The organism is Xanthomonas sp. 3307 (assembly GCF_014199735.1).
GTDB lineage: Bacteria > Pseudomonadota > Gammaproteobacteria > Xanthomonadales > Xanthomonadaceae > Xanthomonas_A > Xanthomonas_A rydalmerensis.
The window spans coordinates 12,579-36,327 of the sequence record NZ_JACHOG010000008.1; the positions used below are offsets into that span (position 1 = coordinate 12,579).

Annotated in this window: 21 protein-coding genes and 1 tRNA gene; 10 read left to right on the plus strand and 12 right to left on the minus strand. The window is 68.8% G+C overall.

Features of this window, described 5'->3' with window-relative positions:
- Positions 1-91: 91 nt before the first annotated feature.
- From radC to GGR64_RS16965, 6 genes are all read left to right on the plus strand, one after another.
- Positions 92-766 carry a DNA repair protein RadC gene (radC, locus tag GGR64_RS16940; protein WP_160968640.1) on the plus strand — a complete coding sequence of 225 codons (675 nt, stop codon included), beginning with the start codon at positions 92-94 and terminating at the stop codon, positions 764-766.
- A 202-nt stretch (positions 767-968) separates the two neighbouring features.
- Positions 969-2,657 carry an arginine--tRNA ligase gene (gene argS, locus GGR64_RS16945; RefSeq protein WP_184647278.1) on the plus strand — a complete coding sequence of 563 codons (1,689 nt, stop codon included), beginning with the start codon at positions 969-971 and terminating at the stop codon, positions 2,655-2,657.
- Positions 2,658-2,672: 15 nt separating this feature from the next.
- Positions 2,673-3,515 (plus strand): SPOR domain-containing protein, encoded by an 843-nt coding sequence (locus GGR64_RS16950; protein WP_184647280.1) that lies wholly within the window; start codon positions 2,673-2,675, stop codon positions 3,513-3,515.
- Between the two features lie 891 nt (positions 3,516-4,406).
- Complete coding sequence (locus GGR64_RS16955; RefSeq protein WP_184647282.1) at positions 4,407-5,162, plus strand: SDR family NAD(P)-dependent oxidoreductase; 756 nt, start codon at positions 4,407-4,409, stop codon at positions 5,160-5,162.
- Between the two features lie 505 nt (positions 5,163-5,667).
- Positions 5,668-7,728, plus strand: coding sequence for a TonB-dependent receptor (locus GGR64_RS16960; RefSeq protein ID WP_184647284.1), 2,061 nt, complete (start codon positions 5,668-5,670; stop codon positions 7,726-7,728).
- 179 nt (positions 7,729-7,907) lie between these two features.
- Complete coding sequence (locus GGR64_RS16965; protein WP_184647286.1) at positions 7,908-8,915, plus strand: pyridoxamine 5'-phosphate oxidase family protein; 1,008 nt, start codon at positions 7,908-7,910, stop codon at positions 8,913-8,915.
- An 18-nt stretch (positions 8,916-8,933) separates the two neighbouring features.
- Here GGR64_RS16965 and GGR64_RS16970 read toward each other — a convergent pair whose 3' ends face one another.
- Genes GGR64_RS16970 through GGR64_RS16980 form a run of 3 tightly spaced genes read right to left on the minus strand, consistent with a single transcriptional unit; the run spans position 8,934 to position 10,239 of the window.
- Positions 8,934-9,488 carry a DUF4865 family protein gene (locus GGR64_RS16970; RefSeq protein ID WP_184647288.1) on the minus strand — a complete coding sequence of 185 codons (555 nt, stop codon included), beginning with the start codon at positions 9,486-9,488 and terminating at the stop codon, positions 8,934-8,936.
- Entirely contained in the window at positions 9,485-9,883 is a 399-nt protein-coding gene (locus tag GGR64_RS16975) for a tautomerase family protein (RefSeq protein ID WP_167087927.1), read from the minus strand. Before GGR64_RS16975 ends, GGR64_RS16970 begins: the two co-directional genes overlap by 4 nt.
- Positions 9,883-10,239 (minus strand): carboxymuconolactone decarboxylase family protein, encoded by a 357-nt coding sequence (locus tag GGR64_RS16980; protein WP_184647290.1) that lies wholly within the window; start codon positions 10,237-10,239, stop codon positions 9,883-9,885. Before GGR64_RS16980 ends, GGR64_RS16975 begins: the two co-directional genes overlap by 1 nt.
- 100 nt (positions 10,240-10,339) lie before the next feature.
- On the opposite strand from GGR64_RS16980, the gene GGR64_RS16985 reads away from it, so the two are divergent.
- Positions 10,340-11,266: a LysR substrate-binding domain-containing protein gene (locus tag GGR64_RS16985; protein WP_184647292.1), complete on the plus strand. Its 927-nt coding sequence runs from the start codon at positions 10,340-10,342 to the stop codon at positions 11,264-11,266.
- Between the two features lie 78 nt (positions 11,267-11,344).
- On the opposite strand, the gene GGR64_RS16990 is transcribed toward GGR64_RS16985, so the two are convergent.
- The 3 genes from GGR64_RS16990 to speA form a co-directional block, all read right to left on the minus strand.
- On the minus strand, positions 11,345-11,995 hold the full coding sequence (locus tag GGR64_RS16990) for a carboxypeptidase-like regulatory domain-containing protein (protein ID WP_184647294.1): 651 nt from the start codon (positions 11,993-11,995) through the stop codon (positions 11,345-11,347).
- A gap of 92 nt (positions 11,996-12,087) precedes the next feature.
- Entirely contained in the window at positions 12,088-13,203 is a 1,116-nt protein-coding gene (locus GGR64_RS16995; protein WP_184647296.1) for an acyltransferase, read from the minus strand.
- Between the two features lie 205 nt (positions 13,204-13,408).
- Positions 13,409-15,298 (minus strand): arginine decarboxylase, encoded by a 1,890-nt coding sequence (speA, locus tag GGR64_RS17000; protein WP_160968662.1) that lies wholly within the window; start codon positions 15,296-15,298, stop codon positions 13,409-13,411.
- A gap of 414 nt (positions 15,299-15,712) precedes the next feature.
- On the opposite strand from speA, the gene speE reads away from it, so the two are divergent.
- A complete protein-coding gene (gene speE, locus GGR64_RS17005) occupies positions 15,713-16,564 on the plus strand; it encodes a polyamine aminopropyltransferase (protein ID WP_160968664.1) in 852 nt (283 codons plus the stop codon).
- Positions 16,565-16,947: 383 nt separating this feature from the next.
- Here the strand turns inward: speE and GGR64_RS17010 are convergent, their stop codons facing one another.
- Positions 16,948-17,286: a P-II family nitrogen regulator gene (locus GGR64_RS17010; protein WP_010341856.1), complete on the minus strand. Its 339-nt coding sequence runs from the start codon at positions 17,284-17,286 to the stop codon at positions 16,948-16,950.
- Positions 17,287-17,462: 176 nt separating this feature from the next.
- Between GGR64_RS17010 and GGR64_RS17015 the strand changes: the two genes are divergently transcribed.
- Both GGR64_RS17015 and GGR64_RS17020 read left to right on the plus strand, forming a co-directional pair.
- Positions 17,463-17,732: an accessory factor UbiK family protein gene (locus tag GGR64_RS17015; RefSeq protein WP_160968666.1), complete on the plus strand. Its 270-nt coding sequence runs from the start codon at positions 17,463-17,465 to the stop codon at positions 17,730-17,732.
- Between the two features lie 13 nt (positions 17,733-17,745).
- Positions 17,746-19,275, plus strand: a complete 1,530-nt coding sequence (locus GGR64_RS17020; protein ID WP_184647298.1) for a YifB family Mg chelatase-like AAA ATPase — start codon at positions 17,746-17,748, stop codon at positions 19,273-19,275.
- A 326-nt stretch (positions 19,276-19,601) separates the two neighbouring features.
- Here GGR64_RS17020 and GGR64_RS17025 read toward each other — a convergent pair whose 3' ends face one another.
- From GGR64_RS17025 to GGR64_RS17045, 5 genes are all read right to left on the minus strand, one after another.
- Positions 19,602-20,699: a lipocalin-like domain-containing protein gene (locus GGR64_RS17025; protein WP_255421805.1), complete on the minus strand. Its 1,098-nt coding sequence runs from the start codon at positions 20,697-20,699 to the stop codon at positions 19,602-19,604.
- A 58-nt stretch (positions 20,700-20,757) separates the two neighbouring features.
- Positions 20,758-21,846, minus strand: a complete 1,089-nt coding sequence (locus tag GGR64_RS17030) for a carotenoid 1,2-hydratase (RefSeq protein ID WP_260303093.1) — start codon at positions 21,844-21,846, stop codon at positions 20,758-20,760.
- 171 nt (positions 21,847-22,017) lie between these two features.
- On the minus strand, positions 22,018-22,221 hold the full coding sequence (locus GGR64_RS17035) for a hypothetical protein (protein ID WP_160968670.1): 204 nt from the start codon (positions 22,219-22,221) through the stop codon (positions 22,018-22,020).
- Between the two features lie 24 nt (positions 22,222-22,245).
- Positions 22,246-23,079, minus strand: a complete 834-nt coding sequence (locus tag GGR64_RS17040; protein ID WP_184647300.1) for an alpha/beta fold hydrolase — start codon at positions 23,077-23,079, stop codon at positions 22,246-22,248.
- Between the two features lie 378 nt (positions 23,080-23,457).
- Positions 23,458-23,534, minus strand: a tRNA-Arg gene (locus GGR64_RS17045).
- Positions 23,535-23,749: the final 215 nt, after the last annotated feature.

A 23,749-nucleotide genomic window follows, 5' to 3' on the forward strand; every position in this document is an offset into this window, starting at 1 on the left:
GAATGTCCTACCCATACAAGGACGATTAGCTTACCCGATGGTTTTTGGCGGCCTGATACCGTTGCGCCATGTCGGCCGGCACCCTGGCGATATGCACATCTCCGACTGGCCCTGCGAAGAACGTCCCCGGGAAAAGCTGCTGGCACGCGGTCCCCGGGCCCTTTCCGACGCCGAACTGCTGGCGATCTTTCTCGGCTCCGGCCTGCCCGGCAGCGACGCGGTGCGCACCTCGCGCGACCTGCTGCAGCGGCATGGGCCGCTGCGCACGCTGCTGGACCGAACACCCGGCGACCTGGTGCGCCTGCCCGGGCTGGGGCCGGCGCGCGCCTGCCAGCTGTCGGCGGCGCTGGAACTGGGCCAGCGCCACCTGGCCGCGGAACTGCAGCGCGGCGACACCCTCAGCAACCCGGTCAGCGCCGGCCGCTACTTCGCGCAGCGCCTGCGGTCGCGGCCGTACGAGGTGTTCGCCGCGCTGTTCCTGGACACCCGGCACCGCTGGCTGGCCTTCGAGGAACTGTTCCAGGGCACCCTGGACGGCGCCGAGGTGCACCCGCGCGAGGTGGTCCGGCGCGCGCTCACGCTCAATGCCGCCGCGGTGATCATCGGCCACAACCACCCGTCCGGAAACCCGGAGCCCTCCCCCGCCGACCGCGCCGTCACCGAGCGGCTGAAGCAGGCGCTGGACCTGATCGACGTGCGCCTGCTCGACCACTTCATCGTCGGCGACGGCGTGCCGGTCTCGATGGCGTCGCGCGGCTGGGCCTGAGCCGCCGCGATGCGGGGCGAACCGTGCTGGCGTGGCGCCCGTCCCGGCGCAGCCAGCCGGGATTCCGCAAGGCAGGCGACCGGTCCAGGCGCCGACGCGCGCCGGGCGCCGCGTCACGGCTGAGGTCGGGCTGAACCCGGGGCGGGCCGGGAGGCGGCGGGTCGGGTAAAATCGCCGGTTCCGCGCTTCAAGCAGAGATCTCGTGAAATCCCAACTCCGCGCCCTGATCGGTCAAGGCATCGAAGCCTTGCGCGCCAATGGCACCCTGCCGGCCGACACCCTGCCGCCGGACTTCGTGGTCGAGCGGCCCAAGACCCGCGAGCACGGCGACTTCGCCACCAACGCGGCGATGCTGCTGGCCAAGGCCGCGCGCACCAATCCGCGCGCCCTCGCCCAGCAGTTGGTGGACGCGCTGCCGGCCAACGACGACGTGAGCAAGGTCGAGATCGCCGGTCCCGGCTTCATCAATTTCCACCTCGGCCCCGGCGCCTACCAGCGCGAGGTGCTGTCGGTGCTCAAGCAGGGCGAGGACTACGGCCGCAGCCTGGCCGGCAACGGCCGCACCGTGGGCGTGGAGTACGTCTCGGCCAACCCGACCGGGCCGCTGCACGTCGGCCACGGCCGCGCCGCGGCCATCGGCGACTGCCTGGCACGGCTGCTCGAGGCCAACGGCTGGAACGCCAAGCGCGAGTTCTACTACAACGACGGCGGCAACCAGATCGAGAACCTGGCGCGCTCGGTGCAGGCGCGCGCCCTGGGCAAGACCCCGGACAGCCCCGACTGGCCGGAGGAAGGCTACCGCGGCGACTACATCCAGGACGTGGCCGACGCCTACATGGCCGGCGCCGCGGTCGACCTGGAGGGCCACGTGGTCACCGGCGCCAGGGACCCGCAGGACCTGGACGCGATCCGCCGCTTCGCCGTGGCCTATCTGCGCAACGAGCAGAACCACGACCTGGCCGCGTTCGGCGTGGATTTCGACATCTACTTCCTGGAAAGCTCGCTGTACCGCGACGGCAAGGTCGAGGAGGCGGTGCAGAAGCTGATCTCCTCCGGCCATACCTACGAAGAGGGCGGCGCGCTGTGGCTGAAATCCACCGATTTCGGCGACGACAAGGACCGCGTGATGCGCAAGTCCGACGGCAGCTACACCTACTTCGTGCCGGACGTGGCCTACCACCTGAGCAAGTGGCAGCGCGGCTACGTGCGCGCCATCACCGAGCTGGGCGCCGACCACCACGGCTCGCTGGCGCGTGTGCGCGCCGGCCTGCAGGCGATGGACCTGGGCATCCCCAAGGGCTGGCCGGAATACGTGCTGCACCAGATGGTCACGGTGATGCGCGGCGGCGAGGAAGTGAAGCTGTCCAAGCGTGCCGGCAGCTACCTGACCCTGCGCGACCTGATCGAGGAAGCCGGCCGCGACGCCACGCGCTGGTTCCTGATCGCGCGCAAGGCCGATTCGCAGCTCACCTTCGACATCGACCTGGCGCGCCAGCAGAGCAACGACAACCCGGTGTTCTACGTGCAGTACGCGCATGCCCGCGTGTGCAGCCTGCTGCGCCAGGCGCAGGAGAAGAAGCTGGACTACGACCAGGCCGACGGCCAGGCGCAACTGAACCGGCTGAACGACGCGACCTCGCTGGAACTGATGCAGGAACTCTCGCGCTACCCGGAAGTGGTGGAGAATGCGGGGCATGCGCTGGAGCCGCACCTGATCGCGCAATACCTGCGCGAACTGGCCACGGCCTTCCACACCTGGTACCACGGCACCCCGGTGCTGGTGGACGACGCTGGCGAACGCAACGCCAAGCTGACCCTGGCGGTGGCGGCACAGCAAGTACTGGCGAACGGTCTGAATCTCCTGGGCGTCTCGGCCCCGGAAAAAATGTGAGTGGAGAAGCGGTAAATGGCAGCACGACGCGGTAAGACCCAGGCCCGGCGCAACAGCGGCAACGGCACGCCCGGGTGGGTGTGGCTGATCGCCGGCGCGGCGATCGCCGCGGTGGTGTTCCTCGGCGCGCCGGGCCTGTTCAAGAAGGATGGCGACTTCCTGCGCGTGGGCGGCCCGCGCGCCAATCCGGATGCGCAACCGGCGCCGGTGGCCGATGCCGATGTCGATGCGGCCCCGGATCTGCCCAAGCCCGCCGCCAACGCGGCCGGCAGCACCAAGCCGGAGGCGAAGAAGGACGCGCAGACCCAGTACGACTTCTACACCTTGCTGCCCGGCAAGGAAGTGCAGATGTCCGACGCCGAACTGGCTGCCAGCGCGCGCGCCGAGGCGATTCGCAAGGCCAAGGCACAGGCTGCCGCCGGCACGGCCGCGCCGGGCACCACCCCGGCTGCAGTCGCCACGGCGCCGACCGCGACGGCGGCCAATCCGACCCCGCTGCCGGAGACGCCGACTGCGACCGCCAGCGCCGCCCCCGCCGCCGCCAAGCCGGCGACCGCCACCGCAACGCCGGCCACGACCACCGCCCCAGCGGCGGCGGCCGCAACCGCGGCCGCCGCGCCCGACAACGCACGCTACATCCTGCAGGCCGGCTCGTTCGGCGCCTCCGGCGACGCCGAGTCGACCAAGGCCAAGCTGGCGATGCTGGGCCTGTCGGCACGCGTGGAATCGGCGCAGATCAGCGGCAAGACCGTCTACCGCGTGCGCATGGGACCCTACGGCACCGCCAGCGAACTGGCCGAGGCCAAGCAGAAGTTGAACGGCAGCGGGCTGTCGGCGATCGCGATCAAGGCGCAGTGAGGCCGGGATTCGGGAGTCGGGATTCGGGAATGGGAGGAGCGGGTTCCGTGCCGCTCTCACCTTCGCGTGCGTGCGTGCGTTGTCATCACCGATATTGGGCCGCGCCGGTCCTGAGATGACGCTGTCGTTCGATGGCAACGGCCTGCTGGCGACTGCGGGCAAGGCGCAGTGAAGCCGGGATTGGGGAATCGGGATTCGGGAATGGGAGGAGCGGGTTCCGTGCCGCTCTCACCTTCGCGTGCGTGCGTCGTTGCCACTGACATTTGGCCGCGCCAGCCTTGATATAACGCTGTCGTTCGATGGCAGCGGCCTGCTGGCGACTGCGGGCAAGGCGCAGTGAAGCCGGGATTGGGGAATCGGGATTCGGGAATGGGAGGAGCGGCATCCGTGCCGCTCTCACCTTCGCATGCGTGCATGCGTCGTCATCACCGATATTGGGCCGCGCCGGTCCTGAGATGACGCTGTCGTTCGATGGCAGCGGCCTGCTGGCGACTGCGGGTAAGGCGCAGTGAAGCCGGGATTGGGGAATCGGGATTCGGGAATGGGAGGAGCGGTTTCCGTGCCGCTTTCACCTTTGCGGTGCATGCGTCGTCACCACTGATATTGGGCCGTGCCGGTCCTGTGATGACGCTGTCGTTCGATGGCAGGGACCTGATGGCGACTGCGGGCCAGGCGCAGTAAGGCCGGAAGCAATAGGGGAAGAGGGGAAGCGAGCGCTGCCCCGTTCCCTGCGACAAGTAAGGCGCATCACGGCGCTTGGGATCTGCAGCTGTCGCGCTGGCACTGGCCGCAATCAATCATCCAAGCTGACTTCATACGCCGCCGTCGACGCCCGCGACCGCGTTTTGCTTTTACCATTCCCGATTCCCCACTCCCCATTCCCGGCCCCCAATGACCCAGACTGCCCTGATCACCGGCGCCACCTCCGGTTTCGGCGCCGCCGCCGTGCGCCGCTTCGTCGATGCCGGCTGGCGCGTGATCGCCACCGGCCGCCGCGCCGAGCGCCTGCAGCCGCTGCTGGACGCCTTCGGCGCCGAGCGCATGCACATCGCCGCCTTCGACATCCGCGATGCCGACGCCCTGGACGCGATGCTGGCGGCACTGCCCGAAGCCTTTCGCGGCATCGACCTGCTGGTCAACAACGCCGGCCTGGCGCAGGGCACCGCGCCCGCGCAGGCCGCGCAACTGGACGACTGGCGCACGATGATCGACACCAACATCACCGCGCTGGTGACGCTGACCCATCGCCTGCTGCCGACGCTGATCCAGCGCCGCGGCGCGATCATCAACATCAGTTCCGTCGCCGCGCTGTACCCCTACCCCGGCGGCAACACCTACGGCGGCACCAAGGCCTTCGTCAGCCAGTTCTCGCTGGGCCTGCGCTCGGACCTGCACGGCACCGGCGTGCGCGTGACCGCGATCGAACCGGGCATGGCCGAGACCGAGTTCACCCTGGTCCGCACCCATGGCGACCAGAAGGCCTCGGACACGCTCTACCAGGGCGCGCAGCCGATGACCGCCGAGGACATCGCCGAACAGATCTTCTGGGTGGCGACGCTGCCGCCGCATCTGAACATCAATCGGCTGGAAATCATGCCGGTGACGCAGTCCTTCGCCGGCTTCCAGGTCGCACGGCAACCGGCCTGAACGGTCGTGGGGGGGGGGCGCGCGGCCCCCCCCCCCCCCCCGCCCCCCCCCCCCCCCCCCCCCGCCCCCCCCCCCCCCCCCCCGGGTTAAAAAGGGTGGGCCCAGGCCCGGGTGGCGCCCCAACAGGGGGGGGCCCACCGCCCCGCGCCGCGGGGGGGGGGGGGCGGGGGGGGGGGGGGGGGGGGGGGGCCCGCCGCGGGCGGGGCCCCCCCCCCCCCCCCCGCCGCCCGCCCCCCCCCCCCCCCCCCCCGCGGGCGGGGCCCCCCCCCCCCCCCCCCCCACGACACCTCCAACTTCTCCCGCCATCGTGGCGAAGGCCCTCGGCCGCCTGCATGGCGAAGGCAGCACTTGTGGTGTCGCCACACGGCGATTCCGACAGCCCTTAACGAAATAATATAACATCACTTTTGTAGGGCCGCGTTCGTGCATCGGACCGTGCACCACCCGCTCGCCTGCAGCCGCGCCGCTGCCGCCAGCCTCCACTCCACTTTCTTTCGCAGACACCATGAAGATCGATTCCCGTGCCCTCGCCGTGCTGGCTGGACTCGCGGCCGGCGACGGCGCCGCGCAGACGACAACAACCGACACGACCACAACCACGACACTCGGCACCGTGGAAGCGCGGCGCCATAGCGCCGCTTCGCTGTCCACGCGCAACATCCTCAGCTCGGTCGACGTACTCGGCAGCGAGCAGATCGGCGACAAGAACGTCATGAACAGCTGGGAGCTGCTCGGGCAGATGCCCGGCATGCAACTCACCGAAACCCGGCAGGGCGCCGAGTCCGGCAAGGTCACCTTCCGCGCCTTCAACGGCGAGGGCTACCTCAACGGCATCAAGGTGCTGATCGACGGCGTGCCGAGCAACGTCAACAGCGGCAACCAGCGCTTCATCGACATGATCTTCCCGCTGGAGATCGCCTACATCGAAGTGGTGCGCGGCACCAACGACCCGCGCTACGGCCTGCACAACATCGGCGGCAATTTCAACATCGCCACCCGCCAGGGCGGCAACTACCAGGACCTGCGGCTGAGTGGCGGCAGCTTCGCCACGCGCGAACTGCAGTATGCCGCCGGCCATGAGGCCGATGGCCTTGCGCAGAACTACTTCGTCGGCGTGCAGGCCGCGCACGGCTATCGTGCGCACGACAGCTCGCGCAAGTACACGCTCGGCGGCAAGTGGTTCTACGGCGAGGAGGACGATGCCGCACGCATCGGCCTGATCGCCCGCGTCTACCACCACGAGGCCGACGAACCGGGCTTCCTCACTGCCACCGAACTGGCCGAGGACCGCGAACAGTCGCCGCCGAAGAACGCCAACGACGGCGACGACCGCGACATGCGCCAGGCCAGCGTGCACGCCGACTTCAGGCTCGGCGACGGCCTGCAGCTGCGCAACACGCTGTACCTCAACCGCTACCAGGACGACCGCCGGGTCACCTTTACCAGCTACCCGCTGGGCAACGCGCCGCGGCAGCGCCGGCAGTGGGACGAAACCCAGACCGGGCTGCTCAGCACCGTCACCTGGCAGGCCAGCGACCTGCTGAGCGTGGAAGCAGGCCTCAACGCCGAGCATCAGGACAACCGCTACCGACGCGCGCGCTACGCGTACAGCGTGCCGACCGACTTCGATCGCGCCCCGGCACGCGTGCAGAACGACGACCGCTACAGCCTGGACAACCTCGGTCTGTACCTGCAGGCGGTGATCCAACCGAGCGATGCGCTGAAGATCGTCCCCGCGTACCGCGTCGACCGCTTCTCCGGCGACACCGCGCTGCCCGGCGGTATCCATGCGCCGCTGCAGCGCTACGGCTGGATCGAGCAGCCCAAGCTCAGCGTGATCTATGCGCTGACCCCACAACTAAGTGTGTATGCCAACTGGGGCCGCACCTTCCAGATCCTCACCGGCTCCACCGCCCCGGCCTACCTGACGCCGGGGCAAAGCGCATTCCGGCCCTCGATCAATACCGGCAAGGAGCTGGGCCTGAAGCTGCAGCCGGTCGCCGGCACCGAGGCGCGCGTGGCGGTCTGGCGCCAGGATGCCACCGACGAGGTGGCCAACATGCCCAGCACCGGCACCACGGTCGGGCTCGGCCAGACCCGCCGGCAAGGCGTGGACCTGCAACTGAGCACGCAACTGGGCGAGCGCTGGACGCTGTGGCTGTCGCACGCGATCCAGGAAGCCAAGGTGGTCAGCGCCTTCACCGCGACCGGCGAACCGCTGCGCGGACGCGAGGTGTTCTCCACCCCGCGCTACATCAGCAACGCCGGCGTCGACTACCGGCCCAACGCACGCTGGAAGTTCGGGCTGCAGGCGCGCGCACAGGGCGACTACTACATCGACGAGCGTAATGCGCAGGGCAAGTACGGCGGCTTCCGCGTGGTCGACGCCAGCGTGCGCTACCAGCTCGGCCCGCGCACCAGCCTCGATCTGCAGGTGAAGAACCTCACCGACAGCCGCTACGCCTACGTCTGGTACGACAACTTCTTCTGGGGTGGCAACGACCAGCCGATGTTCTCGCCAGCGCCCGGGCGTTCGGCCTATCTCGGGTTCGAACTGCGGTTGTAACGGCGTCATGCGGTCAAGGCGGGCCGCGCAGTCGTCCGAAGCGGCGTCCGCCGCGTGTGTGGTACGGTTCCAGGCGTCGCCAGCCTTTGCGCAAGCCTCCCTCGTTCACAGGAGTGCCTTGCGATGCTCTCTCCTTCTTCGCTCGACCACGTCGTCTTCCCTTTGCGGGAGACGCCACGATGACCGACTTCGTCACCGACGCGGCGCAGCTGCAGGACTGTGTGGGCCGCCTGCCCGGCCCGCGCGACCTGAAGGTGATCGACCACCTGGACGCGCACGCGTTGCGTTGGCTGGCCGCCAGTCCCTTGCTGTTCGCCGGTGTCGCCAGCCAGCGCCTGGCGCTGAGCGCGGGCAGCGGCGCGCCCGGCTTCGCGCGCGGCGACACTCCGCATTTGCTGTCGATCCCGCTGCAGGCGCTGGATGCGGCCCACGCGCATGTCGGCGCCGGCTTCGGCTCGCTGTTCCTGGTGCCCGGGTTGGGCGAGACCCTGCGGATCAATGGCCGTATCGCCGGCGACGACGGCACGCGCCTGTTCGTCGCGGTCGAGGAATGCTATCTGCACTGCGCCAAGGCCCTGCTCCGCGCCGACTGGTGGCACGCCGAGGCGCAGACCGGCGCCACGCCGGCGGAAACGCCGGAGGGATTGCTCGCCAGCTGCCGGCTGCTGATCCTGGCAACTGCCGATGCCGAGGGCCGCGTCGATGTCAGTCCGCGCGGCGATCGCGCCGGGGCCTTGCTGCAAGCCCACCGCGACGCCTGGTGGTTTGCCGACCGGCCGGGCAACCGCCGCGTCGACAGCCTCGGCAACCTGCTGGCGCGGCCGCAAATCGCGCTGCTGGCGCTACGCCCCGGCAGCGCGCGCTGCGTGCGCATCGAAGGTCTCGCCCGCCCCAGCACCGATGAGGCGATCCGCAACGCGCTCGCCGTCGATGACCGCGTTCCGCATCTGGCGGTACGGGTGCTGCCCGCGCTCCTCGAAGACACGCACAGCCCGGCGCTGGGTCGCTTCGACCGTTGGCCGCCCGCCGCCATCGCACACGACCTGGATCCGCCGGCGATCTTCCGCGACCACGTCAGGCTCAGCGGCGCGCGTGGTGCCCAGGCCGCGCTGATGCGCGCGGCGGTCTCGGTGCCCGGCGTGGTCCGCAAGGGGCTGCAGGCCGATTACAAGAAGAACATGTACTGAGCGTGCGACCCAGCTGGCTCACCCGGCTGCGCCGATCGCGCCGGGTGCGCTGAGGTGATGCACGGCATAGCGCTGTGCCTCGTCGTCTGCCGGCGGCAGCTCGCGCCACAGGCGGAAATGCAGGCGCGTCCATCCAAGCGGTTCGTAGCCGTGCACCGTGGCCAGCACGCGTTCGTCGGGCGCTTGCGCGTCAGCGGGGTCGTTCCCCAAGGCAGGCGAAGCTGCCTGAAGCACGCGCGTGGCGTAGCGCGCCGTGCGCAACGCCGCGGACGACCATGCCGTGCCGACCATCCACGTCTGCACCGCCGGGCAGCCGAAGGCGTCGCACAGCGCGGCGAACGCGGGCCCGGCGAGGAAGGCATGCATCGCCGCGGCATCGCGCCACAGGTAGAACGGCGCATACAGGTTCTGCCGGCCTGGCAGGAGCGGATCGGTGCGATCGGCGACCAGGTAGGCCTTGAACTGCAGCCCCGGCAGGGTGTCGAGCAGCGGCCCCTTGTCGGCGATGCGGCGGCGGATGATGGCCATGTCGTAGTCCGCCGGCAACGCGATGCTGTACTGCATGGCGATCATGCCGGCGCTCCGCTGGCCGTGATGCCGGCGCGGCCGCCGCCGAAGGACCAGTCCTGCGCCGCGGTGGTGACGATGTTGACCATCACGTCCTCAGGCGCGATCCCCGGCGCGATCGCCAGCAACTCGACCAGGCGCCGGTAGAACGCCTGCTTGCAGGCGGCGCTGCGTTCGCGGCCGGCGGTGATGGCGATCAGCACGAAGCCATCCGAGCGCGGCCCGCCCAGGTAATGGCGGTCGAACACCAGTTCGTCCGGGTCGTGCTGATGGATGACCTGGAAGCAGTCGCCGGCGGGCACCTCGAAGGCCTCGTGCATGGCCTGGTAGAGGCTGGCCGACAGCGCGCGCAGATAGGCGGGCGCGTGGCCACGCAGCAGCGAAATACGGGCGTACGGCATCAGCGCGTCTCCGTCGTGGTCGTGGCCGACGCTGCCGCCGCGGCTGTGCGCAGCAACGGCAGTGCGGACGCCGCGCACGGCCAACCGGCGTAGAACGCCAGGTGGGTGATGGCTTCGGCCAGGGTGTCGCGGTCCAGGCCGTTGTCCAGCGCGCGGGCCAGGTGCAGCGGCAACTGCTCCAGGCGGGACAGCGCCACCAGCGCCGCCACGGTGACCAGGCTGCGTTCGCGTGGCGACAGCCCGGGGCGCTGCCACATCTCGGCGAACAACACCTCGTCGGTGAGGCGGGCGAAGGCCGGCGCGATGTCGCCGAACGCGGCCTGCGGGGAAGGAAACGGCGTAACAGGGTCGGACATCGGAGGTCTCGCAGTGGGAACGGGCACAGCCTAGTCGCGCAAGACCTTCCGAAAAATCGGAAAATATCGAACCGACCATTCGGAAAAACAGGATCGACCGATGCGCCCCGTGACTTTCGACCTTGATGCACTGCGCAGCTTCGTCGCCGGCGTGGAACTGGGCAGCTTCGCGAGGGCGGCCGACCGCCGCGGGCGCTCCACCTCGGCGATCAGCGCGCAGCTGAAGAAGCTGGAGGAGCAGGCCGGGCAACCGGTGCTGCGTCGCCAGGGCCGCGGCCTGGCCCTGACCGAGGCCGGCGAAGCGCTGCTGGGTTACGCGCGGCGGCTGCTCGAGCTCAACGACGAAGCGGTCGTGGCGCTGCAGGACACGGCGCTGCAAGGCTGGGTGCGGTTGGGCCTGCAGGAGGATTTCGGCGAGCACATGCTGCCGGACGTGCTCGGGCGCTTCGCCCGTGCCCACCCGCAGGTGCGGATCGAAGCACGCATCGCCCGCCACCAGGAACTGCTGGCGCGGGTGGAGGCCGGACAACTGGACCTGGCACTGGCCTGGGAGTCCGGCGCGGCCTCGGCGCATCGGCAGGCGCAAGCGGCGTGGCCGTTGCGCTGGATCGCCGCCGCCGAGCGCAGCAGCCTGCCCGCGACGGCCAGCTGGAGCGGTGAAGCGCCGCTGCCGCTGGTGATGCTGGAAGCACCCTGCCTGCTGCGCACGGCCGCGACCACCGCACTGGACCGTGCCGGCATCCCGTGGCGCATCGCCTTCACCAGCGCCAGCCTCGGCGGCGTGTGGGCCGCGGTGCGCGCCGGATTGGGCATCACCCTGCGCACGCCGGCCGGGGTGCCGGCCGGACTGGCCCTGCTCCCGCCCGGCGCCGGCGGCCTGCCGACGCTGCCGGCGCTGGGGCTGGGCCTGCATCGCGCGGTCGCCGTGCCGCCACCGGCGGTGGCGCGGCTGGCGGAGATCCTGCACCAGCGCCTGCAGGCGGCGCATGCGGCGCTGGTCGGGGATGGGCGAGCGACGGCGGCATGACACGTCGCGCCGATGGTGTCGCGCGCGACCTGCCACCGCGCGCCACACCCAACGGCAGCGCCTGCAGCAATACCGGGATTACTTGCAGGGCAACATCTTGCCGATCAGTCCGCCGCCGCTGCTGATCGAGGTCTTGACGACGCTGTCGTCGCTCTTGATTTCCACGTCCCTGAACATCTCGTCGTTGCGCGCAACCGTGTAGTCCTGGCGCTCGTAATGGTCCACCTGGGCGGCATCGCCGTAGCTGCTGCCCACATACACATCGCGCGACTTGGCCTGGTTGAACTCGAACTGCATGGCCAGGATGTAACGGCCTGGCAGCATGTCGGTGAACTGGAACGCGCCCTTGCCGTCGGTCTGGGTTTCCACCCGGGTGTTGTAGGCCTGATCGGACATGGTCACCGCTTCCTTGCTGCGGTCCGACTTCTTGCGCAGGGCGACCCATTGTTCGAAGTACGGGGTCGCCGGGAACAGCATGACCTTGCGGTTGTCGGCCAGATACATGCCTTTGTCGTGATAGGCGCAGGCCACGCCGGTGATGGTCGCATGGCCCTTGGCCAGCGCGGCCTCGGCTGCCGCCTTGTCGAACGGCAGGCTGGGCGAGGTCTGGCGGATCTTCGGCGTGCTGTCCACGGTCGGCGACGTGCGCACCTGTGCGACGCTCTGGCCGGCGGCGGCCAGTCCGCAGCTCAGCAGCAGGACCCAGCCACAGCGTGTGATCGTCGGCATTGCATTCCCCTATTCGTCCATGAAGGCGCGCACGCTAGCACGATCCACCGCGGTGCTACAGGGGTGTGCCGCACAGGTCGGCCACCGTGCGTTCAGCCACGCGCCGCCGTCGCGACCGGCGCGCTGCGCCGCTCGCGCAGGCGCAGGCACGGCTGCTCCACTGCGTAGTGCAGGACGGCCGCGAACAGCAGCGCCACGCCGGCATAGGCAGCGAAGGCGAGCGGCCCACGCCCGTCCAGTTGCGCACCGAACCACGCCTGGGTCAGATGGAACGCGGCCTTGTGGCTCAGGTACAGGCTGTAGGACACCGCGGCCAGCCAGGCCGCGCCCGGCACCCGACAACGCCCCAGCCATCCCTGCGTGGAGGCGCCGGCGCCGACCAGCAGCGCCAATCCCAGCGACAGCACCGGCCAGCCGATCGCGTTGCCGAGCAGGCCCGTGCGGTCGCGGAACAGCCACATCGCCAGCGCGCAGACCACGATGCCGGCAAGCGCCAGGGCGTTGGCGTGGCGCTGCAGCCGCTGCCAGTGCTGCGGCCGGAAGGTCTTCAGCACCGCCAGCGCCACGCCGGCCAGCAGGTCGTCCAGGCGGTTCCAGGTGGGGTAGTAGAGATCCTCGATGAACCAGTTGCGCTGCAGTCCGGCGCCGATGCGATCCAGCGCGCTGTCGTGCAGCCAGATGGCGCTGCGCAGGGCGACGCCGGCCAGCACCACGGCCACGCACAGCGCCACGAAACGCGGCGCCGACGGCCGCCGCAGCATCCACGCCGCCAGCAGCGGGAACACCAGGTAGAAATGCTCTTCCACGCACAGCGACCAGGCATGCGAGAACGCCTGCTGGTTGGCGTAGTCGATGCCCAGGTTGAGGGTGAAACTGGCGAACAGCCACCACGGCGCGATCCCGGGCGCTTCGCGGAAACCGGGCCAAGCCAGGTACAGCGCCAGCACCACCGCGTACGCCGGCAGGATGCGGTAGGCACGGCGGCGGTAGAACTGGCCGTAGTGCAGCCGCTCGCCACGGGCCAGCGGCGCCAGCACCTGGCCGCCGATCAAAAAGCCGCTGAGCACGAAGAACAGGTCCACGCCCATCCAGCCGTAGCGCGACAGCCACTGCCAGTCCGGCCCCAGTCCACCGACCACGAAGGAATGGAACAGCATCACCCAGACGATGGCGATGGCGCGCAGCAGGTCGAGACCGGGATAGCGCATCGTAGGAAGGCGGCGGTGGGGAGCGTGCAGCTTACTGGCTGCGTTGGCGTTTGCGGCGGCGGCCGTCCACGGGCGTCCGCACGATCGCATCGCGCCTAGAAACGCAGCCGCTGCGCTATGCGACCAACCCCATGCTCGCGTGCGCGGACGTACCCTCACCCCAACCCCTCTCCCGGGGGGAGAGGGGCTTGAGCGGATCGCGCGCTCAGCCCAGCGGTTCGTCCGACAGGTAGGTGTAGCCGGTCAGGCCGGCTTCGAGCGCGTCGGCCAGTTCCGTCGCCTGCGCGGCCGGCAGCTGCGCGGCGGCCACGCGTTCGGCGTAGGCGGCGCGCAGGTCGTCCAGGCGGTAGCCGACATAGTCCAGCATCACGTCGGTGGTGTCGCCGCGACGCTGCTGGGCGATGCGGTAGCCGTCGCCCTCCACCGCCACTTCCACCGCATCGGTGTCGCCGAACAGGTTGTGGATGTCGCCGAGGATCTCCTGATACGCGCCGACCAGGAAGAAGCCGATGCGGTAGCTCTCGCCCGGGCGCAGCGCGTGCAGCGGCAGCGAGCTGTCCAGGCTTTCGTTCTCGACGTAGGTCTTGACCATGCCGTCGGAATCGCAGGTCATGTCGCAGACCACGCCGCGCCGCGCCGGTGCCTCGTTCAGGCGCTCGATCGGCACGATCGGGAACACCTGGTCGATCGCCCATACGTCGGGAATCGATTCGAACACGCTGAAGTTGACGAAGTACTTGTCGACCAGGCGCTCGTTGAGTTCGTCCAGCACCGGGCGGTGGCTCTTTTCCTCGTGGCTCAGCCGCGCGCGCACGCCGTGGGCGATGGCATAGAACAGGTCGTCGATGCGCGCGCGATGGGTCAGGTCGATCTGGCCCAGGGCGTAACCGCTGAGGCCTTCGGCGTGGAAGTGCTGCGCTTCCTGGAACAGTTCCACCGCCGGGCGCTGGTCCAACTCGGCATGGATCTCGCGCAGGTGACGGATCGCCGCCGGCTCGTCGTCGTGCGCGTCCGGCACGCGGCCTTCCGGCGCCTGCTCCACCTCCGACACGTTGGCGATCAGCACCGCATGGTGCGCGGTCATCGCGCGCCCGCACTCGGTGACGATGCGCGGCGGCGCCAGGCCGTGCTCCTCGCAGGCGCTGGCCAGCGGCTGCACGATGTTGCTGGCGTAGGAGTGCAGGCCGTAGTTGATCGAGCAGTAGCTGCGCGAGCGGGTGCCTTCGTAGTCGATGCCCAGGCCGCCGCCGACGTCGACGTGGCTGATCTTGGCGCCCAGCTTGGACAGCTCGACGAAATAGCGGGTGGCCTCGCGCATGCCGTTGGCGATGTCGCGCACGTTGGAGATCTGCGAGCCCATGTGGAAGTGCAGCAGGTTCAGCGCGTCGGCGTACTCGGTGTCGCGCAGGGTCTTCCACAGGTCCAGCACCTGCCGCGGCGACAGCCCGAACTTGGCCTTGTCGCCACCGCTGTTCTGCCACTTGCCCGCACCCAGCGAGGCCAGGCGCATGCGCACGCCCAGGCCTGGCTTCACGTCCAGCGCGCGCGCTTCCTCCAGCACCAGCTTCAGCTCCGACGGCTTCTCGATGACGATGAAGGTCTGCAGGCCGAGCTTGCGCCCGATCAGCGCCAGGCGGATGTATTCGCGGTCCTTGTAGCCGTTGCAGACGATCAGCCCGCCCGGCCGCGACAGCGCCAGCACCGCCATCAGTTCCGGCTTGCTGCCCGCCTCCAGGCCGAAGCCCTCGCCCTGGTGGCTGGCCAGGGTGCCGGCCACGCCGCGATGCTGGTTGACCTTGATCGGGTACACCGCGGTGTAGCCGCCGGTGTAGTCCCAGTCCGCCTGGGCCTGGGCGAAGGCGCTCTGCAGCTTGCCCAGGCGCTCGCCGAGGATGTCCGGGAAGCGCACCAGCATCGGCAGCTTGGCTCCGGCCGCGCGCGCGGCGTCCACCACCTCCGGCAGCGCGATCGCCACGCCGTCGGCGCCCTGCGGCCGCACCACCACCCGGCCGGCCGCGTCAACGTCGAAGTACCCGTCGGCCCAGTGCGGGATCGAGTAGGTCTTGCGGGCTTGGTCGAGGGACCAATCGCTCATCGTGGCGGCTCGGCTGACGGAAAAAGGGCGTGGATTGTAACCCCTGCTACGCGTGGGGTCCGTTACAATCCGCGCCGTTCCGACGCCCTCGGCTCCTGGTGGAGCCGGGCCGGGTTCGCGGGCGCCTGGCGTGGCCTGCGCCTCGCCCTCATCCGGAGAGGGCGCGGTCACAGTCTCGCGTGGCCTGGCTACGCGAGGCTGCGCACGAGCCTCATCCGGCGAGAGCGTGGTAACAGCGTCGCGTGGCTTGGCTGCACGAGGCTGCGCCCGACCCTCATCCGGCGAGAGTGTGGTAACAGCGTCGCGTGGCCTGGCTGCACGAGGCTGCGCCCGACCCTCATCCGGCGCTTCGCGCCACCTTCTCCCGGGGGGAGAAGGAAATGCTGCATTCTTTTTGCTTTCCTAGGACATTCCATGAGCGCCAACGACAACTGGTACATCGAACACTTCCAGCCCACCGGCTCGGCCATCGGCTACCGCATCACCGGCAAGCTGGACGAGGTGCAGTCGCCGTTCCAGAAGATCGAGATCTACGACACCACCGACTGGGGCAAGTTGATGGTGATCGACGGCGCGGTGATGCTGACCACCCGCGACAACTTCTTCTACCACGAGATGATCAGCCACCCGGCGCTGTTCACCCACGCCGCGCCCAAGCGCGTGGTGATCATCGGCGGCGGCGACTGCGGCACCCTGCGCGAAGTGCTCAAGCACCCGGGCGTGGAAAGCGCCACCCAGTGCGACATCGACGAGCAGGTCACGCGCATGGCCGAGAAGTACTTCCCGGAACTGTGCGAGTCCAACGGCGACCCGCGCGCCGAGCTGCTGTTCGACGACGGCGTGGCCTACATGGCCAACTGCCCGGCCGGCAGTGTGGACATCGTCATCGTCGACTCCACCGACCCGGTCGGCCCGGCCGAAGGCCTGTTCAACAAGGCCTTCTACGAGAGCTGCTTCAAGGCCCTGAAGGACGACGGCATCCTGGTGCAGCAGTCCGAATCGCCGCTGGCGCTGCTGGACCTGATCAAGGAAATGCGCGCGGAGATGGGCAAGGCCGGCTTCGCCAGCTTCCACACCGTGCCGTTCCCGCAGCCGTGCTACCCGACCGGCTGGTGGAGCGTGACCATGGCGCGCAAGCAGGGCGGTTTCGACTTCCGCCAGGACGACGCCGCGGCCAAGCCGTTCGCCACCCGCTACTACAGCGCGCACCTGCACACCGGCACCCAGGTGCTGCCGCCGTTCGTGGCCGAGGCGCTGGGCGGCTGATCGCCGCCGTCGGCATCGGCGCGCGCATTCGGGCGTGCGCCGATACCGCTGCCGACCCGCCGCGCGGCCGGCAAACCAGCCAAGGTCGCCATCGTCGCCTGCATGCACACGTTCCTGCGCTGGCTCAATGCCATCGCACGCGATCACGCCCCATACGCTCCCCGGTCATCGCCGCGGTATGACAATTGACTCCCACAGGTGCGGCACTCGCCTTGTCGGAGGACTGCGCTGTGGGAGGGACTTCAGTCCCGACGCATTACGCCATCGGAAAGCACGCCACCTCGCGTGTCGCGGCGGCATGACAGTTGATTGCCACACGGACGGAACACGAACATGTCAGCGCCGACGCGCGGGGGCGCCGGATCGAAGAACCGCATAGCGCACTACAGCGCGTCGGCATCCAGTTCGCCGGTGCGGATCCGCACCACGGTACCCAGGTCGTAGACGAACACCTTGCCGTCGCCGATCTTGCCGGTGGCGGCGGCCTTGACGATGGCCTCGACCACGCGCTCGACCTGGTCCTCGCTGACCGCCACTTCCAGCTTCACCTTCGGCAGGAAATCGACCACGTACTCGGCGCCGCGGTACAGCTCGGTGTGGCCCTTCTGCCGGCCGAAGCCCTTGACCTCGGTGACAGTGATGCCGGCCACGCCCTGCGCGGCGAGCGCTTCGCGCACGTCGTCGAGCTTGAACGGCTTGATCACGGCCATGATCATCTTCATGCGGCGTTCTCCAATCACAATGGCCTCAGGATAGCGCGGTTGCGCGATCGGCGGCCGTCGGGTTCAATGATCGCGCGCCCCCAACGCCGGAATTTTCCGACAGCGCGCCGCGTCCGATCCCGATGGTCCCGACCTTCCGGGTGCCGCACTCTGACGCCACCTGCCGGAGCACAGCCATGATCGACCTCAACCATCTCGACGACCTCGCCCGCCGCCTCAGCGACCTGGTGCCGCCGGGCCTGCGCCAATCCCGCGACGAACTGCAGAGCACCTTCAAGAGCGCGCTGCAGGCCGGGCTGGGCAAGCTCGACCTGGTCACCCGCGAGGAGTTCGAAGTGCAGCGCGCAGTGCTGCTGCGCACGCGCGAGAAGCTCGAAGCGCTGGAGCGCAGCGTCGCCGCGCTGGAAGCGGCGCGCAGCGGCCAGACGCCCAGCGCCAACACCTGATCCACCCGCCACCATGAGCCTGGCGCTGGTGCACAGCCGTGCCCGCGCGGGGGTGCTTGCGCCTCCGGTTCGGGTCGAAGTCCATTTGTCCGGCGGCCTGCCGACCACGCAGATCGTCGGCCTGCCCGAGGCGGCGGTGCGCGAGTCGCGCGATCGCGTGCGCGCCGCCCTGCTCTGCGCGCAGTACGAATTCCCCGCACGGCGGATCACCGTCAACCTGGCCCCGGCCGACCTGCCCAAGGAGGGCGGCCGCTTCGACCTGCCGATCGCGCTGGGCATCCTCGCCGCCGCGGGCCAGCTCGACCCGCAGGTGCTCGGCCAGTACGAATTCCTCGGCGAACTGGCCTTGACCGGCGAACTGCGCCCGGTCGACGGCGTCCTGCCGGCCGCGCTGGCCGCCGCCCAGGCCGGCCGCACCCTCATCGTCCCGGCCGACAACGGCGCCGAGGCCGCACTGGCGCAACATGTGCAGGCCTTCACCGCGCGCACTCTGCTGGAGGTCTGCGCGCTGCTCAACGGCAGCAAGACCCTGCCCGCCGCAACGGCGCCGCCCGCGGTCGCCGCACCCTTTCCCGACCTGAGCGACGTGCGCGGCCAGGCGCAGGCGCGGCGCGCCCTGGAGATCGCCGCGGCCGGGCATCACCACCTGCTGCTGATCGGCAGCCCGGGCTGCGGCAAGACCCTGCTGGCCTCGCGCCTGCCCGGGATCCTGCCCGAGGCCAGCGAGGCCGAGGCGCTGGAGAGCGCGGCCATCGCCTCGGTCAGCGGCCGCGGCGTGGATCCGTCGCGCTGGCGGCAACGCCCGTACCGCGCACCGCACCACACCGCCAGTGCGGTGTCGCTGGTCGGCGGCGGCACCCATCCGCGTCCGGGCGAGATCTCGCTGGCGCACCACGGCGTGTTGTTCCTGGACGAACTGCCGGAGTGGAACCGGCATGCGCTGGAAGTGCTGCGCGAGCCGCTGGAGTCGGGCCAGGTGACCGTGTCGCGCGCGGCGCGCACCGCCGAGTTTCCCGCGCGCTTCCAGTTGGTGGCGGCGATGAATCCCTGCCCCTGCGGCTGGGCCGGCGACCCCAGCGGCCGCTGCCGCTGCAGCGAGGACGCGGTGCGGCGCTACCGCGCGCGCATCTCCGGCCCGCTGCTGGACCGCATCGACCTGCACGTGGAAGTGCCACGACTCCCGCCACAGGCGCTGCGCGCCGATGCGACGCCCGGCGAAGCCAGCGCCGTCGTGCGCGAGCGCGTGGAGCTGGCCCGGCAACGCCAGCAGGCGCGTGCCGGCCGGCCCAACGGCCAGCTCGGCCACAGCGAAACCCTGCGCGACTGCCGCCTGCAGCCACGCGACGAGGCGCTGCTGGAACAGGCCATCGAACGTCTGCGGCTGTCGGCGCGTTCGTTGCATCGGATCCTGCGCGTAGCCCGCACCATCGCCGACCTGGACGCAAGCGAGCGCATCGCCACCGCGCACCTGACCGAGGCCATCGCTTACCGGCAGTTGGACCGGGGCGAGCCCGCACCGGCGCCCATGGCGCGCAGCGCGTAAGGCATCCTCTACACGGTTGCGTCGCTGCCGGCTGGGTACGGCGGATATCTGCCCCATTCACCGCACGACCTGGCGTGGGCACGCCTTGCGGACAAGTGATCGGCGGCATCGCGCATGCGCCCAGATGTCGATCGCCTGGGACGCTTTTTTACACTTGCTTCCGCCGCATCGTTCAGGACTGGCGGTCGCGCAATCGGTCCACTGAGCGCCGGCCATCGCCGCTCGGCACGATGCCACGGCTACTGAGGGCCACAGCCCCCTCAGATACAGATGTTCCAGGCGGATTTCTCCGCCTGGAACACAACCACGGCAATGCGTCGGGTCGATCAGGGCAGCGAGGTGTAGGGCTGCCGCCACGGATTGACTTCGACGTAGCTGCGGCCGGTCACGGCGGCGCCGTTGAGGGTGCCGACCACTTGCGACGCGCCTTCCCAATACGTGCGGTGCCCGGTCCAGAGCATCTCCTGGTCGTCGACCAGCGGCGTGATGAGCAGGTTGCCTTCCGGCAGGATCACGTTCCACTTCGACTCGTAGGTGTAGCCGGAGTTCGGACTCGTCCAGGTCGCCAGCCGCTGCAGGTCCATCTGGTCGCCGGACACCGGGGTCGCCACGCCCTTGGACACGCGCGTGCCGAACTTGTTGGTGATGGCGCCGGTGTTGGGATCCTGCAGGTAATACAGCATGTACTGGGTGTCGTTATCCATCTGGATGGCGAACCAGTTCCAGCCGCCGCCGAAGAACGAGCCGTTTTCGTCCGACGCCATGCCCTTCACGAACCACTGGCGATCCTGCCACGACGTGCCGATGATCTTGATCGGCACGCCGTTGTCGTAGACCGTGCCTTCGGTATCCAGCGCCGTGGACGAGTAGTAGGCGGAGGTCTTGGCGATGGGCCGGTAGTCCACCACGCCATTGCCGTTATGCAGCACGAACGGCAAGTCGCTGCTGGTCTTGAGGTCGATGGCGAAGCGTCCATCGCCGAGGGCGCCCTTGATCGTGTAATTCTGCTGCGAACCGCTGATCGACCAGTCCTTGTTGGTGAAATCGAACGATCCCTTCCGATCGGGAATCTGCTCGGTGACGACGCGCTCTTCCACCTTGTGCAGCTTGTTGTTGACGTCGGTCACCGCGAAGTGCCAGGAGTAGGTGGCAGGTCCGGAGCCGATCGGCCACAACTGGAACACGGTGACTTCGTAACCGAACTCGCGCTTGGCACCGCTCGGGTCCACGCCATACAGGTGGCCGACGAAATACCACCATTCCAACTGGCTGTGGTGCGGACCTTCGTCGCGCGGCAATTGTATCGGTGCAGGCTCTTCGAACACCTGCGCGGCCGCGGGTGCGGACGAGAAGCCGCACGCGATGACCATGGCAGCGGCGAGCCAGCCGCGGAAGCGGCTGAACGTTCTGGTGGATAGACGCATTGTGATCCCCTGAAAAGTGATGACGGATGTCATGCTGGCTGGATGCGATTGGACGACTTCAAGGCAGGACGCGCGCACCCCATTCCACGCCCCACGGATTCATTTCGGCGAACGCCTTGCCGGTGATCGATTTCCCCGCCACGGTGCCGACCACCTTGGCCGGACCCTCGAAATAGAACTTCTGCGTGGCCGGCGCATACAGCTCGGCGTCCTGCAGCATCGGCGTGATGGTGATGGCGCCGTCCGGCAAGGTGACCTTCCATTGCGCCGGATAGGTGTAGCCGGTATTGGGACTCGTCCAGCTGCCGATCCGTTGGAGCTTGAGCGCACTGGGATCGAGCGGCGTGTAGTGCCCGTCGGCGGTCTTGACGGCGAGCGCCTGATCGACCGTGCCGTCGCCCTTGATGAAGAAACTGATGTTGTATTGGCTGTTGTCGTCCAGCGACACGCCGAACCAGGTCCATCCGCTTTTGGCATCGCCGGGAATACCGTTGGCCCACTCGTGGTCGTACCAGGAGGTTCCGGTGACCTTGATCGGCACGCCGTGATCCCACACCGTGCCGCTGGTTGCATTAACGTTGAAGGAGTAATACGGCGAGATGAATTCACCGTAGGTTTCCACGCCATTGGTGCCGTTCAACGTGGGTTTCTGCAGCGCCTGCGTGCCGAGATCGATGGCGTAATCCATGTCCACAGGCGCGGCCTTGGCATAGTAACTCCCCATCGAACCGCCCATCTGGAAGCCGGCCACATCCAGATCGAAACGATCGGTCGAGGTGGTGAATGGCCCGGTCACTACCTGCTTCTTGAAGCGAAAGTCGCCGCGATCCAGATCCGAGATCGCGAAATGCGCATCGTAGATCGGCGGGGTATTGGCGACGCCGACAATCTGGAATACCACCAATTCGTACGCGTATGAGTGTTTTCCCCCAGAAGGATCGGTCCCGTCCAGGAAACCGGTCATATACCACCATTCGGCGGGCTGGCGATGGGAAGCTTCGTCGTGCGGGAGCGAGATACTTGTTTCGATGGGTGGAAATGTCCCGATCGCCTGCGCTGCCGCCACCGGCGCAAGCACTGTCGCAGAAAACGCGAGAGCGGCGATCGCGAAAGCATGCACGAGCCCGTGCATCCGAATCATTTTCATGACGGAATCCCCTGACTGGTATTGAGTAAGTAGCAACTACAGCTGATGAAATGCGTGGAACACGACGTCGCCTTGTGCAGTGCAGCGATATCGTGTTCGACGAACATCTATTCCCGCCTTTTCGGCTGTCAATGCTTCATCTTTAAATACTTCGATCCTGTAACGGACGTCTCATCGTGACAGTGCGCGACGCTTCAATCGATGCTCGCGATCGTCCGATTTATAACCAGTTTCTGACAGGCGCACCGAGGCAATGCGCAACTCGCAAAAAGATTGCCCATACTCTTCGCTCGCAATAAGAACGGACCTGCCGCGCATAAAAATCCGCCGGTCACGCTTCCTGTCTAAATAATCGTCCAGCGCAAGTTGTTCCACGCCGCGGTATTCGTGAGCAGAGGCTCAAAGCATCCGATCGGCCGCGGCCACCGCATCGGCGATCAACGCGTTGCAACGGCGCGCATGGGTGAAGGTCATGCCGTGCGACGCCCCGGCCAGCACCTCATGGCGCGCCTGCTGCAGCCAGTCCGCCAGCGCGGCGGCGTTGTCGCGGTACTGGGCCGGGCTGCGTTCGCCGACGACCAGCAACACCGGCATCGCCAGGGTGGCGGCCTGCTCGGGCCGGTACGCCGGCAGCGCATCGCCGATCTGCGGCACCAGGGTCTGCGCGTTGTCGCGCACCATCTGTCGGAAACTCGCGCTGCTGCGCGCCCAGGCGCCGGGCTGGCTGACCGAATCGACGAAGCATTCCAGGCCCGCCTCGACCTGGCCGCTCTGCAGCAGCGCGATCGCCTTCGCGCGGACCGCCTGCACCTCGGCTGGCAGGCCCTGCGGCTGCGGGCCGCCGGGATCGAACAGGGTCAGGCTCGCGATGGCATCCGGCCGCAGCAGCGCCGCCTGCCAGGCCACGGCGGCGCCGCGAGAATGGCCGACCAGATGCACCGGTCGCGCTTCCTCGGCGATGAAGGCGGCGAGCTGCTGCGCATGCCAGCGCCAGCCGAACGCATGTCGCGATGCCGAGGGCAGCCGCGGGTAGTACTGGCCCAGGCTCAGTGCGCTGAGCTGGAAGCGATCGGCCAGGCCGCGCAGTTGCGGCGACCAGTAGCGGTAGTCGCACAGCGCCCCGTGCACCAGCAATACCGGCGCGCCCTCGCCCACCCGCAGATAGGCCAGCGCATCATCCGCGCCGAGCCGGCGCACCTCAGGCTTGGGCAAGGGCGTCCGCGGACTGGTCATGCCCCTGCGCTTCTCGACGGAACAGACCTGGCGCGCGGGCGAAAGCCGTCAGTGTCGGCGTCCGTGCTGCGATATCGGGCAACACGCGCGGACACGGGAAGCAACAAGATGGGTGCAGGCATGCGCATACGATAGCGGTGTTGCAGACGCAGGCGTGGCGACGCTGGCCCGCCTGTCGGCCCAGCAACCGGATCGTCAGGCCGATGCTCGGTGGAACCCGGTGCGGCGCCCTCCGCTCGCGACCTGCCAGCCGGGCAATGCCAGTTCCGGCGCTTCTGGGTCGAGGCAGTCATCGCGGCCAGCGGGGAAGACACGCGGCATCGGCGATCGGTCGCCGGAAACCGCCATGCGAGCAGGGCATGCAGTGCGGTACTGAGTTGGCGCGCCCGGAGGGATTCGAACCCCCGACCAATGGCTTCGGAAGCCACTACTCTATCCGGCTGAGCTACGGGCGCAACGGACGCGCATTCTAACGACATTCGCGGGCCGCGTCTCCCCCACGCGCCCTGGCCAGCGATACGCTTCCCGGACCGGCCGCTGAGCTTGCCGCACCCCGCTCCGCCTGGCATCGCGCCCAGCCTGGCGACCAGGCCCTCGGCGCTGAAACTGATCGCAGCGCCGTCTGCCTGCATGATCGGCGCAACGGCGGACGCCAGCCCGGCGCCCACTC

Excerpts from the sequence above, each read along its gene's own strand:
- GGR64_RS16975 (WP_167087927.1), bottom strand. The coding sequence starts at position 9,883 with ATGCCGTACGCCCGTATTTCGCTGCTGCGTGGCCACGCGCCCGCCTAT.
- GGR64_RS17030 (WP_260303093.1), bottom strand. The coding sequence starts at position 21,846 with ATGAAAATGATTCGGATGCACGGGCTCGTGCATGCTTTCGCGATCGCC.
- GGR64_RS17020 (WP_184647298.1), top strand. The coding sequence starts at position 17,746 with ATGAGCCTGGCGCTGGTGCACAGCCGTGCCCGCGCGGGGGTGCTTGCG.
- GGR64_RS16970 (WP_184647288.1), bottom strand. The coding sequence starts at position 9,488 with ATGATCGCCATGCAGTACAGCATCGCGTTGCCGGCGGACTACGACATG.
- GGR64_RS17010 (WP_010341856.1), bottom strand. The coding sequence starts at position 17,286 with ATGAAGATGATCATGGCCGTGATCAAGCCGTTCAAGCTCGACGACGTG.
- GGR64_RS17040 (WP_184647300.1), bottom strand. The coding sequence starts at position 23,079 with ATGACCAGTCCGCGGACGCCCTTGCCCAAGCCTGAGGTGCGCCGGCTC.
- GGR64_RS17015 (WP_160968666.1), top strand. The coding sequence starts at position 17,463 with ATGATCGACCTCAACCATCTCGACGACCTCGCCCGCCGCCTCAGCGAC.
- GGR64_RS16980 (WP_184647290.1), bottom strand. The coding sequence starts at position 10,239 with ATGTCCGACCCTGTTACGCCGTTTCCTTCCCCGCAGGCCGCGTTCGGC.
- GGR64_RS16955 (WP_184647282.1), top strand. The coding sequence starts at position 4,407 with ATGACCCAGACTGCCCTGATCACCGGCGCCACCTCCGGTTTCGGCGCC.
- GGR64_RS16965 (WP_184647286.1), top strand. The coding sequence starts at position 7,908 with ATGACCGACTTCGTCACCGACGCGGCGCAGCTGCAGGACTGTGTGGGC.
- GGR64_RS16960 (WP_184647284.1), top strand. The coding sequence starts at position 5,668 with ATGAAGATCGATTCCCGTGCCCTCGCCGTGCTGGCTGGACTCGCGGCC.
- GGR64_RS17025 (WP_255421805.1), bottom strand. The coding sequence starts at position 20,699 with ATGCGTCTATCCACCAGAACGTTCAGCCGCTTCCGCGGCTGGCTCGCC.
- GGR64_RS16950 (WP_184647280.1), top strand. The coding sequence starts at position 2,673 with ATGGCAGCACGACGCGGTAAGACCCAGGCCCGGCGCAACAGCGGCAAC.
- GGR64_RS16985 (WP_184647292.1), top strand. The coding sequence starts at position 10,340 with ATGCGCCCCGTGACTTTCGACCTTGATGCACTGCGCAGCTTCGTCGCC.
- radC (WP_160968640.1), top strand. The coding sequence starts at position 92 with ATGCACATCTCCGACTGGCCCTGCGAAGAACGTCCCCGGGAAAAGCTG.
- speA (WP_160968662.1), bottom strand. The coding sequence starts at position 15,298 with ATGAGCGATTGGTCCCTCGACCAAGCCCGCAAGACCTACTCGATCCCG.
- GGR64_RS16990 (WP_184647294.1), bottom strand. The coding sequence starts at position 11,995 with ATGCCGACGATCACACGCTGTGGCTGGGTCCTGCTGCTGAGCTGCGGA.
- speE (WP_160968664.1), top strand. The coding sequence starts at position 15,713 with ATGAGCGCCAACGACAACTGGTACATCGAACACTTCCAGCCCACCGGC.
- GGR64_RS16995 (WP_184647296.1), bottom strand. The coding sequence starts at position 13,203 with ATGCGCTATCCCGGTCTCGACCTGCTGCGCGCCATCGCCATCGTCTGG.